Below are 11,704 nucleotides of genomic sequence, written 5' to 3'. Positions count from 1 at the left end.
GGGGTCAGCATTGCCGCCACACCATCACCGAGAGAGACCAACAATGCCAAAGCTCGCAGCCAACCTGACGATGCTGTTTAACGAAGTCGGCTTCCTGGACCGCTTCGAGGCCGCCGCCCGCGCGGGATTCCGCGGCGTGGAGTTCCTGTTCCCGTATGCGTTCCATGCGGACCAGATCGCCGACCGCCTGAGCCGCTTCCAGCTTGACCTGGTGCTGCACAACCTGCCCGCGGGCAAGTGGGAAGCCGGCGAGCGCGGCATCGCCTGCCATCCGGACCGCGTCGGCGAGTTCCAGGACGGCGTGGGCGAAGCCATCCAATACGCAAAGGTGCTGGGGGTGAGTCAATTGAACTGCCTCGCCGGCATCCTGCCGCAGAACGTGCGGCGCGAGCAGGCCAGCGAAACGCTCGTGGAGAACCTGCGCTTCGCCGCCAATGCGCTGGCGAAGGAGCAGATCGACCTGCTGATCGAACCGATCAACACGTTCGATATCCCCGGCTTCTTCCTCTCGCGCACACAGCAGGCGGTGGACCTGATTGGCCAGGTCAACGCGCCCAATCTCTACGTGCAGTACGACATCTATCACATGCAGCGCATGGAAGGCGAGATCGCCGCGACGATCCGCGCCAACCTGCCGAAGATCCGCCACGTGCAGCTGGCCGACAACCCGGGCCGCAACGAGCCCGGCACTGGCGAACTGAACTACCAATACCTGTTCAAGTTCCTCGACGAGATCGGCTACGCGGGCTGGATCGGCTGCGAGTACAAGCCGAAGACCACCACGGAAGCCGGCCTCGGCTGGCGCGCCGCGCACGGCGTGCGGTGAGCCCCGCATCCCCGCATCCCCGGAAAAACAGATTCATACCCTTCAAGGAGACATCACATGGCAAACCAACGTAACGTCGGCTTTATCGGTCTGGGCATCATGGGCGCGCCGATGGCAGGCCACCTGCGCAGCGCCGGGCACACGCTTTTCGTGCACGACGTCAACCCCGCGCCGCAGGCACTCGTCGATGCCGGCGTGACGGTCTGCACCAGCGCCGAGGAAGTAGCCAAGCGCGCCGACATCATCATCATCATGGTGCCGGACACCCCGCACGTCGAGGCCGTGCTGTTCGCCGACAAGGGTGTGGCCGCCGCGTTCAAGACCGCCGGCAAGGAAGCCAGCTACGGCAAGATCGTGGTGGACATGAGCTCGATCTCGCCGATCGCCACCAAGGACTTCGCCGCGCGCATCAACAAGCTGGGCGCGTCGTACCTGGATGCCCCGGTTTCCGGCGGCGAAGTGGGCGCCAAGGCTGCGTCGCTGACGATCATGGTGGGCGGCCCCTCCGAAGCGTTCGACCAGGTGAAGCCGCTGTTCGACCTGATGGGCAAGAACATCACGCTGGTCGGCGGCAACGGCGACGGCCAGACCACCAAGGTGGCCAACCAGATCATCGTGGCGCTGAATATCCAGGCCGTGTCGGAGGCGCTGCTGTTCGCCTCGAAGGCGGGCGCCGATCCTGCCAAGGTGCGCCAGGCCCTGATGGGCGGCTTCGCGGCATCGCGCATCCTGGAAGTGCACGGCGAACGCATGGTCAAGCGCACCTTCGATCCGGGCTTCCGCATCGAACTGCACCAGAAGGACCTGAACCTGGCGCTGCAGGGTGCGAAGGCACTCGGCGTGTCGTTGCCGAACACGTCCACCGCGCAGGAGCTGTTCAACGCGTGCGCGGCAAACGGCTTCGGCAAGCTCGACCACTCGGCGCTGTGCCGCGCGATCGAGATCATGTCGAACCACGAGATCGCCAAGGGCGCGAAGTAAGCATCGCACCCGCGTAGTCCCTGCAGTTCCCGTAGTCCCTGCCCTGCCCGCCGACGTGGCCGCGCGCGATGCGCGCCACGTCGGCGGATGCCGTTCTTCCCGCGTGTCACGCGCGGGATTTGCATCCCATCAGGACCCCACATGTTTGCCACCGATGCCAACGCCGCCTTGCTGTCGCCCGAGCGCCAGCCCGGCTTGCCCGACTATCGCGAACCCCGCCACGCCCGCGCGCTGCTGCGCGACCTGTTCGATACCGCCGTGGCCGCCGTGAGCGCGAGCCATTGCCTGCCGCCGCACCTGCCGCAGCCACCCAGGGGACGCACCATCGTCATCGGCGCTGGCAAGGCCGCCGCAGCGATGGCGCAGGCCGTGGAAGCGCACTGGCAAGGCGAGTTGTCCGGGCTGGTGGTCACGCGCTACGGCCATGGTGCCGATTGCCGGCGCATCGAAGTCGTCGAAGCGGCGCACCCGGTGCCGGACGCCGCGGGCCAGCGCGCCGCGCAGCGCATGGTGGAACTGGTGCAAGGCCTGACCGCGGACGACCTCGTGCTGTGCCTGATCTCCGGCGGCGGCTCCGCGCTGCTGGCGGCGCCCGCGCCGGGTCTCTCGCTGGCCGACAAGCAGGCCGTGAACAAGGCGCTGCTCAGGAGCGGCGCGAGCATCGGCGAAATGAACTGCGTACGCAAGCATCTCTCCGCGCTGAAGGGCGGCCGACTGGCGCTGGCGTGCGCGCCGGCTCGCGTGGAAACGCTGCTGATTTCCGATATTCCCGGCGACGACCCCACGCTCATCGCCAGCGGCCCGACGCTGCCGGACGCCACGACGTGCGCCGACGCGCTCGCGGTCATCGCCAAGTACGGCATCGACGTGCCCGCCAATGTGCGCCAGCACCTGGAGAGCGGGGCCGGAGAAACGGCGAAGCCCGGCGATGTCCGCTTTGCCGGCCATCGCAGCGTGACGCTGGCCAGCGCGCAGCAGTCGCTCGAAGCTGCCGCCACGCGCGCACGCGAACTGGGCCTGACCGCCCACATCCTGTCCGACAGCATCGAGGGCGAGGCGCGCGATGTGGCCGAAGTGCATGCCGCCATCGCGCGCCAGGTGGCCACGCATGGCCAGCCGTTCGCAAAGCCGTGCGTGATCCTGTCCGGCGGCGAAACCACCGTCACCGTGCGCGGCAATGGCCGCGGCGGCCGCAACGCCGAGTTCCTGCTGTCACTGGCCGTGGCGCTGGATGGCTTGCCCGGCGTGCATGCGATTGCCTGCGACACCGATGGCATCGACGGCTCCGAAGACAACGCCGGCGCGCTGGTGGGCCCCGACACGCTGACGCGCGCCACCGCACGCGGCCTGTCGGCCCGCGCGCATCTGGACAACAACGATGGCTACGGCTTCTTTGCGGGCGTGGACGACCTGATCGTCACCGGCCCGACGCGTACCAACGTGAACGATTTCCGCGCGATCCTGATCGTCTAATCCGGGTATCGCGCGTCCCCAGCAATATCGGCACGCGAGAGGCGTGCCGTCCGAGAATGGAAGAGGAGACAACATGAGACGCCAGCGCAAAGCCAAGATCGTTGCCACGCTCGGTCCCGCCAGCACGGACAGCGCGGTGATCCGCCAGTTGTTCGATGCCGGGGCCGATGTGTTCCGGCTGAACTTCAGCCACGGCACCCACGAGGATCATCGCGCGCGCTACGACGCCGTGCGCCGCGTGGAGGCGGAGACCGGCCGCCCCATCGCGATCCTGGCGGACCTGCAGGGCCCGAAGCTGCGCATCGGCACATTCGCGGCCGGCAAGGTCGCCGTGCGCACCGGCGATACGTTCGTGCTCGACAGCGATCCGACGCCCGGCGATGCGACGCGCGTCTACCTGCCGCATCCCGAGCTGTTCCGCGCGGCCAGCGCCGGTCAGTCGCTGCTGATCGACGACGGCAAGGTCCGCATGAACATCGAATCGGTGGCCAGCGGCAGCATCACCACGCGCGTGGCCAACAACGGCACGCTGTCCGACCGCAAGGGCGTGAATGTGCCCGATGCCGTGATTCCGATTCCCGCGCTGACGGAAAAGGACCGCAAGGATCTGGCGTTCGCGCTGGAGCTCGGTGCCGACTGGATTGCACTGTCGTTCGTGCAGCGTCCGTCGGACATCGTGGAAGCACGCGAGATCATCGGCACCCGTGCCGGCGTGCTGTCAAAGATCGAGAAGCCGGCCGCCCTGCAGCAGCTCGAAGAAATCGTGCGCGTCTCCGATGCGGTGATGGTCGCGCGTGGCGATCTTGGCGTGGAGCTGCCGCCCGAGCGCGTGCCTGGCGTGCAGAAGCGCATCCTGCGCATCTGCCGCCAGCTCGGCAAGCCGATCGTGATCGCCACGCAGATGCTGGAATCGATGATCGACTCGCCGGTGCCCACGCGTGCGGAAGCGTCGGACGTGGCCAGCGCCATCTACGACGGCGCCGATTCCGTCATGCTGTCGGCCGAATCCGCCAACGGCCGCCATCCGGTGCCGGCCGTCGCGATGATGGACCGCATCATCACCGAGGTGGAACGCGACCCGCTCTACCGCAACATGATCGACGCCCAGCACGAGGCGCCGCTCTCCACGAGGCAGGATGCGATTTGCGCGGCGCTGCGCGAAGTCACGCACATCATCGGCGCCCGGGCGACGGTGACCTACACGTCGTCCGGCGCCACCGCGCTGCGCGCCGCGCGCGAGCGGCCGTGCGCGCCGATCGTCAGCATCACGCCGAACCTCGACATCGCGCGCCGCCTGGCGATTGCGTGGGGCGTGCATTCGACGGTCAGCCCGGATGTGCAGAGCGTGGACGAGATGGTGGAGGCCGCTGCCCGCGCCGCGCTGGTGGAAGGCTACGCCGAGCCCGGCGACCAGATCACCATCGCGGCCGGCATGCCATTCGGCCAGGGCGGCACGACCAACCTGCTGCGAGTCGCCGAGGTCGGCACGGAAGTGGCCGGCGGCCTCGATGCGGAGCTCGGCATCGGCAACGCCGCGCGGGAGACCGCCACCGCCTGATGCGCGTGATGCGCCTGATGCGCGCCGCACCGCACGACAGGCTTTTGTTTTCCCTGAGTCGGGCAGGCTGACCCCCTGCTCACTGGCCGTCCGCGCTCTGGTTGTCGGGTGTCGCGGACGGCTCCTTTTTTCACGTAACGATTTGTGCACAGCATGTGGGCCGTCAGGTGCCGTTGCTATACTGCTCCGGCATCCGGCAGCCAATCGTGGCTGCCGTTTTACCCTGCATTGACGGAGCCCCCATGCGTCTCGATGACGAAGCCGAAAGCCAGAACGTAGAAGACCGCCGCGGTGACGGCGGTGGTGGCGGGTTCGGCGGATTCGGCATCGGCGGCAAGTCCATCGGCATCGGCACCGTCATCATTGCGCTGGCCGCGTCCTATTTCTTCGGCATCGATCCCTCGCTGATCTTCCAGGGTGCCTCGGTCATCCAGGGCCAGCCGCAACAGGCGCCGCAATCGCAGGCGCACCGGCCACCCGCCAACGACCAGCTGACCGTGTTCACGCGCAAGGTGCTCGGCAATACCGAGCGGACGTGGGAGCACATCTTCGAGACCGACCTTAATCGCCGCTACGCGCCGCCTACGCTGGTGCTGTTCTCGGGCGCTACGCCCACTGCGTGCGGAACCGGGCAATCGGCGATGGGGCCGTTCTATTGTCCCGGCGACCAGAAGGTCTACATCGACCTGGCGTTCTATGACGAGTTGCGCCAGCGCTTTGGTGCCGGTGGCGACTTTGCGCAGGCCTACGTGATCGCGCACGAGATTGGCCACCATGTGCAGAACCTGCTGGGTGTCTCCGGCAAGGTGGATGCCGCGCGTCGGCGTATGAACGAAGCGCAGGCGAACCAGCTTTCCGTGCGCATGGAGCTGCAGGCCGACTGCCTGGCCGGCGTCTGGGCCGCGACGGCGCAGCGCGCCAATGAGGCGCTGCTGGAGCCGGGTGACGTGGAAGAAGGCCTCAAGGCCGCGGCCGCCATCGGCGACGACCGGCTGCAACGGCAGGCGCAAGGCTATGTCGTGCCGGAAGCCTTCACGCACGGCACGAGCGAACAACGCGTGCGCTGGCTGCGTCAGGGCCTGACGACAGGCGACATCCGCAAGTGCGACACCTTCGCCGCGCGGCAACCGTAAGTCACACCACCGTCACGGCGAGCGGCGCCGGAGGCGCGAGCAGGTCCGGGCGAAGCACATACGAAACCATGCAAGTCGCTATAAGTCGCTGATAGTCGATACGAGTCGACATGGCGCGAGAGCGGTACGCCTGAGTTCAGTGCAGGCGGGGCGCTTTGGTTCGGCAACAAGCGTGCGGAAGGTCGAGTGGAGGTCGTGCTGGATCGTGCAGGCACGCCGGCATCGTTGCGGAGGGGAAAAACCTGAGGGGAAAAATCACCTGCGCGACGGAGAGAGAAGGAGGAGGAGGTCGGTCGCGCAGGTGGGAGAGAAAACTGAGCGGCCACCGAAGTGGCCGCTGATGTCCATCAGGACAGGCAATCAGACGCGATAGCCATAGAGATCGCCGTTGCGGGCATTGTCGAGTGCCGACGCGGAGATCTCGCCGCTAAACGTGCGCGAGCCTTCGCTGAAGGTATCGAACTTGCCTTGGCGCGAGCCCTCGCTGAAGGTATCGAACTTGCCTTGGCGAGCACCATCCGTATAGGTGTCGTACTTGCCAATCTTCGAGCCTTCCGAGAAGGTATCGAACTTGCCGGTACGCGACGCGTCGGCATACACATCGAACTTGCCGACCTTGCTGGTCGTGGCGGGCGCGGCAATGGCAACTGCCGAGGCGGCAAACGCGGCGAACACAAGGGCGCCGCCAAGGATACGTTTGGCGTTCATCTGGGACTCCTTCAACTGATCATTACTTTTTTATGGACGCAGCTGACTGCTGCCCGGATGCGCAATCTTTGTTGCCATGCGAGCACGGAGTGAAGGTTAGTGGGTCGGCTGGAAACGAGAAATACCGCTGCGACGAATGGTGCGTTGCACGCCGTGAAACGACGGGCTTGCGGACGAACGGCACGGTTTGGCGACCGGCCGGCAGGCTTGCCGGCACCGGTCAGGCGGAAGTGGCACCCCGCCGAAGCCAGTTCGCCCGGGGTTCAGGTAGCCAGTGCGGGGTGGGTACGCGGCTGCTTCAGAGCGTGAACTGGCCGCTGGCTTCGGGCTGGAAGGCAATTTCGATCACCGTCACGCTCTGCGCCCGGCCGTCCGGCAGGCGGTAATTCACCGTCTGCCCTGCCCGCGTACCCAGCAGCGCCTGCCCCACCGGCGACAGCACGGACAGCCGTCCGGCCGCCAGATCGGCGTCGTCCGGATATACCAGCGTCCAGTCACGTGGCGCGGCCTCCCCCTCAAGCGCACAGACGATCCGGGAATTCATCGTCACGACATCCTTGGGGATGGCGTCAGGCGGCACGATCGCCGCACGCGCCAGCAGCGCATCGAGCATTTCATCGAGTTCGGCGGTGCCCGCCCGGCTGGCAATGCCCTCCAGGCGGGTCACGTCGAGTTCGGTCAGGTACAGGGTGGAAGACGCGGCGTTGGAAACGTTGGCGGACTTGGCCATGGCAATGCCTCTCTCGCTGAATGGCGGCCGGGTGCGGAATCGAGACGCGTGGCGGCCGTCGTGGGCTGGGAAATCGATATCCGGCGCGGAAACTGGCGCGCCGGCTGGTGAAACTGCGGTGGCTCAGGCCCGGTTCGGCGCCGGGACCCGCTTAGTGGGGATCGGTCAGGCCGGGAACCGGGCGGGATCAAGCGGGGCGCTGATCCGGCGGTCGGTGACGATGGCGGCAAGCGCCACCGCCGCGCACGCGCGCGCCGGCCGCTGAGTGCGGACCAGGGCGAAGGCGGCGAACGGCTGAGCGCAAGACATCGTGAGAAAAGTCTGGGATATGGGAAAGACGTCGATGTGACGAGCGGTCATGCTAGCACAGGCCGTCGCGTCGGTCTGGCAGGGCAGCCGCCCTCGGCAGGAGCGGAGGTGGCTGATGGAAGACTCGGGTGCCCCGTCGATGCAATTCAGTGCCGGGGATGGCACTCGCAGGCGGCACCTTCGGCTGCTTGCTGCAGGTTCTGCAGGATGCCGCACTCGCTGGCGGGATGCGGATTCGGCTTCTCGCAGGTGTGGCGTAGCGCGCGCAGCTGGCCTTCGAGTGCCTCAAGCGCCATGCGCTGCGCGTGAATCTGGTCGATCTGGCGATCCAGCAGGGTGTTGATATCGTCGCAGGCCAGCGAGGGGTTACGCTGGAAGTCCCGCAGGCGCCGCACGTCGGACAAGCTCATGCCCAGCGACCGGCAATGCCGGACGAAGTTGAGCTGGACGAGATGGCCGTCGCCATAGCGGCGATAGCCGTTGTCCTCGCGCTGCGGCGCATCCAGCAGGCCCTCGCGCTCGTAGTAACGAATAGTCTCAACGTCACAGCCGCTGTGGCGGGACAGCTCGCCGATTCGCATGTTCATGTCCTCCGCGTCTCAAATCCCTGTAGTCATTACAGGGTTACGAACGGAGTGTAGACCATCCGAAAGCCCCTGGCGCAGCAGTGGGTACGCTGCGATGATCCCGGTCCTTCAGGCCAGCCCGGGCCCCCGGGCCTGGTCGCGCACGTTCGCGACGGTCGGTGACAGCGCCGCCAGGATGACTTCAATGCCCAGTTCCGGCTGCGCGGTGCCGCACATGAAAATGTCCACCGCCGCAAACCCATATTCGGGCCAGGTGTGGATGCTGATATGGGATTCCTTCAGCAGCAGCACGCCGGTCACACCGAGCCCCGGCCCGAAATGCTGGAAGCGGCCGTCCACCGGCGTGGCACCGGCCGCGCGCGCGGCGTCGTAGAGCACGCGCTCGATCAATGCGGCGTCGGTCAGCCGCGTCGCGGCCACGCCCTGCATGTCGAGCAGCAGGTGGCGGCCCAGGATCGGTGGGCAAGGAAGCACGGGGGCATTCATCGCGGCGCTTACTTGTGGCCGGCACCGGACGACCAGCCACCGCTGCCGCCGCTGAAGCCCGAACTGCCGGACCAGCCCCGGCCGCGCGCGCCCGACGCATCGCCCAGCGTATAGAAGGTGACCCCGAACAGCACGGCCACGCCATAGACAAGAAACAGGAATCGCACGCGCTCAGTCTCCTCCGCCACCGTCACCACCACTGTCACCATCGCCACCACCGCCACCATCGCGGCCGGATTTCCGCTCGCCGGTGTAGTGCTCGACAATCCAAACCGGCGCCCACAGCAGGAGCGTGCCGACGAACAGCCCGGCAAAGTTGCGCCCATTGAAAAACGCCAACGGCAGGTTCAGCACCCACATCACGACGGCCACGCCCCATGCCGTCTTGCGGCAATAGGCGAGATCGCCGGTCGGCGCCTCGGCGCGCCGGGCCTCCGGCAGTCTTGCAGCCTCCGCCAGCGCCTTGTTGCCCTTGAACCATTGCGCCACCTGCGACCGGCTCACGGTCGTGGACAGCGTCCAGACGATCTCGGTCTCGCTGGTTTCGCGCGTCAGCCGTCGCGCCGGCGCGCCGAACTCGGTCAGCCGCGTGGTATCGCCGGCCTGCACCCGCCAGTTGAACGTGCCGGCGGCATAGAGCACGCGGCTCTCGTAGTCGAAACCCTGCCGGAATTCCTTGCCCTCGAAGGCCGCCGTCTTCGCGGTCGACATGCGCGGCCATGTGTCCAGCACGCGCACGCGGTCCCAGCCGGCGTCTTGCTCCACCAGCCAGAGCAGTCCGGCTTCCTCGTTGAACAGCAGGTACTCGACCCACGTGGACGCCTCGTCCTCGTCGTCATCGATGCATTGCAGGAGACCCAGCACCGTGTACGGCTTGCCGTCGATGGTGCCCACCTCGCCCGGCGTCAGGCTGGTCTGCAGCGCCTCCACCTCGGCATGCTTTTCCAGCACGATGGCGGTGGATGTCGTGCAATCCACCTCGCTGTGGCAGCTCGGGCAGACGACAAAGCTGGCCATGCCCGCACGATAGGCGATCGGGCTGCCGCAGTTCGGGCAGCCGAGCGGCACGGCCTTGCCGCGATACTTGTCCGCGGTACGGCCGATCTCGTCCGCGCCCCGCAGCAACTGGCACTTGAGCCCGGCGAGCGTGACCAGCTCGCCCGTGTACACCGATGGCGGATACCCGTCGGCATAGTCCAGCGTCAGGAAGCGGCCCTCGTTGCGGAAGTCCGCCACCTGCGCACTCCAGCCCGCGCCAACCTGGAACGGCAGCTCGCCTTCGCCGCCGGTGCAGCGCGCCGTGCGCACGTCGCCGGCCTCATAGCGATACTTGTCGAAGAACAGCCCGTCGCCGGGCTTGAGCGCCTCGAACTTCGGCAGCGGATTGACCGAAGCGCTGGCAGCGGCCTCCGGCGGCATGCGCCGCGTGAGCATGTACTGGCCGGACGCATCGGCCAGCCAGCCATCGGTGCCGTCATCGAACAGCACGTACCACTCGTTCCACAGGCCCGCGTCATAGCGCAGCTGGATGCGGCCGACCAGCGCAAAGCCCTGCCCCTGCCATACGCCGCTGGCATGGAGCTGCAGCGGCGTGTAGTCCTCCAGCACCGACGACATCTTGCCGATGCTGCGGACGGCGTCCGCTTCCCGCAGCAGCGTGCTGTGGCAATACTCGCAGACCGCCATGACGGCGGCGGACGAACGAAAGCTGACCTCCGCGCCGCAGCCCGGACAGTTGACCGTTTGCATAAGGGAGGATTAGCCGACCAGCTTCCTGAGGATCTCCGCCTTGGCCGTGTCGAACTCCGCTTGCGAGATCAGGCTCTTGTCGAGCAACTCCTTGAGCTTCTGCAGGCGCGCGGCCGGATCATCGGTGGGTGCCGGGGTTGCCCCAGCCGTCCCCGCCGCGCCAGCAACGGCCGTCGGCACCGCAGGCGCGGGTACGCCCGGGGCACCGCTCGCGGCGCCGGCCACGCCTCCCGCCAGCCCGCCGGCCATCGCCTGACCCATCACCGCGCCGGCCGCCAGGCTCGCGCCCAGGCCGGCCACGCCGCCTTCGTTCTGCGCGGCGAGCGGGATCGAGCTGGCCACCTGGTACTGCGTGTACCGGGTCATATCACCCATCATCCCCATCGAGATGCGCGTGTCGATCGCCTTCTGCAGTTCCTCGGGCAGCGAGACGTTGGTGACCGCGAAGTTGTCCAGCACCACGCCGTAGCGCTCGAACTCGGGCGCCAGCTTCTCGCGGATGGTCTGCGACATCAGCGCCTGGTTGGCCGCCATGTCCAGGAACGGCACCGACGATGCGCCCAGCGTGCTGGTCATCGTGGCGATCAGCAGGTTGCGCAGCTGCTCTTCCACCTCGTCGCGCGTGTATTCGGCGCGGGTGCCGCTGATCTCGCTGTAGAACTTCGCCGCGTCGGCAATCTTGTACGAGTACAGGCCGAACGCGCGCAGCCGCACCATACCGAAGTCCGCATCGCGGACGGTGATGGCTTGCGGCGTGCCCCACTTGCGCCCGATCTGCAGCCGCGTGCTGAAGAAATAGACGTCCGACTTGAAGGGCGACTCGAACAGCTTGTCCCAGTTCTTCAGGTACGTCAGCACCGGCAGCGTCTGGGTGGTCAGCTTGTACATGCCGGGGGTGAAGACGTCGGCGATCTTGCCCTCGTTGACGAACACCGCCACCTGGGATTCCCGCACGGTCAGGCTGCCGCCGTACTGGATTTCCATGTCCTCCATCGGATGGCGCCATGCCAGTACGCCGTCCGTATCCTCCGTCCACTGGAGGATGTCGATGAACTGCTTCCTGATGAATGACCCGATGCTCATGTCAGCTCCTCTAAGGGGATATTCAGCAATGTTCAGGGTTGTGCCGGGATGTCCGGGGATGCCTGCCGGGCGCCCGTCCGG

The 11,704-nt window shown here is 66.9% G+C and carries 13 protein-coding genes; 5 read left to right on the top strand and 8 right to left on the bottom strand.

The window, feature by feature from the left end; translation table 11 throughout:
* Positions 1–43: 43 nt before the first annotated feature.
* The 5 genes from hyi (at position 44) to ypfJ (ending at position 5,971) form a co-directional block, all read left to right on the top strand.
* Positions 44–826, top strand: coding sequence for a hydroxypyruvate isomerase (gene hyi / locus AC1DOX_RS12495; RefSeq protein ID WP_441621060.1), 783 nt, complete (start codon positions 44–46; stop codon positions 824–826).
* 57 nt (positions 827–883) lie between these two features.
* The gene (gene glxR, locus AC1DOX_RS12490; protein WP_477101288.1) at positions 884–1,807 is read left to right on the top strand and encodes a 2-hydroxy-3-oxopropionate reductase; all 924 of its coding nucleotides are present in this window, start codon (positions 884–886) and stop codon (positions 1,805–1,807) included.
* 141 nt (positions 1,808–1,948) lie between these two features.
* Positions 1,949–3,280, top strand: coding sequence for a glycerate kinase type-2 family protein (locus AC1DOX_RS12485; protein WP_441621058.1), 1,332 nt, complete (start codon positions 1,949–1,951; stop codon positions 3,278–3,280).
* Between the two features lie 73 nt (positions 3,281–3,353).
* Positions 3,354–4,838 carry a pyruvate kinase gene (gene pyk / locus AC1DOX_RS12480; RefSeq protein WP_441621056.1) on the top strand — a complete coding sequence of 495 codons (1,485 nt, stop codon included), beginning with the start codon at positions 3,354–3,356 and terminating at the stop codon, positions 4,836–4,838.
* Between the two features lie 242 nt (positions 4,839–5,080).
* Complete coding sequence (gene ypfJ, locus AC1DOX_RS12475; protein ID WP_441621054.1) at positions 5,081–5,971, top strand: KPN_02809 family neutral zinc metallopeptidase; 891 nt, start codon at positions 5,081–5,083, stop codon at positions 5,969–5,971.
* A gap of 360 nt (positions 5,972–6,331) precedes the next feature.
* Here the strand turns inward: ypfJ and AC1DOX_RS12470 are convergent, their stop codons facing one another.
* The 8 genes from AC1DOX_RS12470 to AC1DOX_RS12435 all read right to left on the bottom strand — a co-directional run bounded on the left by AC1DOX_RS12470 (position 6,332) and on the right by AC1DOX_RS12435 (position 11,623).
* Positions 6,332–6,679 carry a hypothetical protein gene (locus AC1DOX_RS12470; RefSeq protein WP_092138519.1) on the bottom strand — a complete coding sequence of 116 codons (348 nt, stop codon included), beginning with the start codon at positions 6,677–6,679 and terminating at the stop codon, positions 6,332–6,334.
* A 298-nt stretch (positions 6,680–6,977) separates the two neighbouring features.
* Positions 6,978–7,409: a nucleoside diphosphate kinase regulator gene (gene rnk, locus AC1DOX_RS12465; RefSeq protein WP_441621052.1), complete on the bottom strand. Its 432-nt coding sequence runs from the start codon at positions 7,407–7,409 to the stop codon at positions 6,978–6,980.
* Positions 7,410–7,574: 165 nt separating this feature from the next.
* Positions 7,575–7,769 (bottom strand): hypothetical protein, encoded by a 195-nt coding sequence (locus AC1DOX_RS12460; RefSeq protein ID WP_441621050.1) that lies wholly within the window; start codon positions 7,767–7,769, stop codon positions 7,575–7,577.
* A 95-nt stretch (positions 7,770–7,864) separates the two neighbouring features.
* Entirely contained in the window at positions 7,865–8,299 is a 435-nt protein-coding gene (locus tag AC1DOX_RS12455; RefSeq protein ID WP_441621186.1) for a Cd(II)/Pb(II)-responsive transcriptional regulator, read from the bottom strand.
* A gap of 114 nt (positions 8,300–8,413) precedes the next feature.
* Positions 8,414–8,791, bottom strand: coding sequence for an adenosylmethionine decarboxylase (gene speD / locus AC1DOX_RS12450; protein ID WP_092138516.1), 378 nt, complete (start codon positions 8,789–8,791; stop codon positions 8,414–8,416).
* Between the two features lie 8 nt (positions 8,792–8,799).
* Positions 8,800–8,958 (bottom strand): hypothetical protein, encoded by a 159-nt coding sequence (locus AC1DOX_RS12445; protein ID WP_441621048.1) that lies wholly within the window; start codon positions 8,956–8,958, stop codon positions 8,800–8,802.
* 4 nt (positions 8,959–8,962) lie between these two features.
* Entirely contained in the window at positions 8,963–10,540 is a 1,578-nt protein-coding gene (locus AC1DOX_RS12440; RefSeq protein ID WP_441621046.1) for a DUF4178 domain-containing protein, read from the bottom strand.
* A gap of 9 nt (positions 10,541–10,549) precedes the next feature.
* Entirely contained in the window at positions 10,550–11,623 is a 1,074-nt protein-coding gene (locus tag AC1DOX_RS12435) for an SPFH domain-containing protein (RefSeq protein ID WP_477101285.1), read from the bottom strand.
* Positions 11,624–11,704 lie beyond the last annotated feature (81 nt).

It is taken from the genome of Cupriavidus sp. 01L415 (assembly GCF_056400065.1).
The sequence above is the reverse complement of the archived record's forward strand: the minus strand, read 5'-3'. Positions and strand labels throughout refer to the sequence as shown.

Coding starts and splice junctions, on each gene's coding strand:
- hyi (WP_441621060.1), top strand. CDS start 44: ATGCCAAAGCTCGCAGCCAACCTGACGATGCTGTTTAACGAAGTCGGC.
- glxR (WP_477101288.1), top strand. CDS start 884: ATGGCAAACCAACGTAACGTCGGCTTTATCGGTCTGGGCATCATGGGC.
- AC1DOX_RS12485 (WP_441621058.1), top strand. CDS start 1,949: ATGTTTGCCACCGATGCCAACGCCGCCTTGCTGTCGCCCGAGCGCCAG.
- pyk (WP_441621056.1), top strand. CDS start 3,354: ATGAGACGCCAGCGCAAAGCCAAGATCGTTGCCACGCTCGGTCCCGCC.
- ypfJ (WP_441621054.1), top strand. CDS start 5,081: ATGCGTCTCGATGACGAAGCCGAAAGCCAGAACGTAGAAGACCGCCGC.
- AC1DOX_RS12470 (WP_092138519.1), bottom strand. CDS start 6,679: ATGAACGCCAAACGTATCCTTGGCGGCGCCCTTGTGTTCGCCGCGTTT.
- rnk (WP_441621052.1), bottom strand. CDS start 7,409: ATGGCCAAGTCCGCCAACGTTTCCAACGCCGCGTCTTCCACCCTGTAC.
- AC1DOX_RS12460 (WP_441621050.1), bottom strand. CDS start 7,769: ATGACCGCTCGTCACATCGACGTCTTTCCCATATCCCAGACTTTTCTC.
- AC1DOX_RS12455 (WP_441621186.1), bottom strand. CDS start 8,299: ATGCGAATCGGCGAGCTGTCCCGCCACAGCGGCTGTGACGTTGAGACT.
- speD (WP_092138516.1), bottom strand. CDS start 8,791: ATGAATGCCCCCGTGCTTCCTTGCCCACCGATCCTGGGCCGCCACCTG.
- AC1DOX_RS12440 (WP_441621046.1), bottom strand. CDS start 10,540: ATGCAAACGGTCAACTGTCCGGGCTGCGGCGCGGAGGTCAGCTTTCGT.
- AC1DOX_RS12435 (WP_477101285.1), bottom strand. CDS start 11,623: ATGAGCATCGGGTCATTCATCAGGAAGCAGTTCATCGACATCCTCCAG.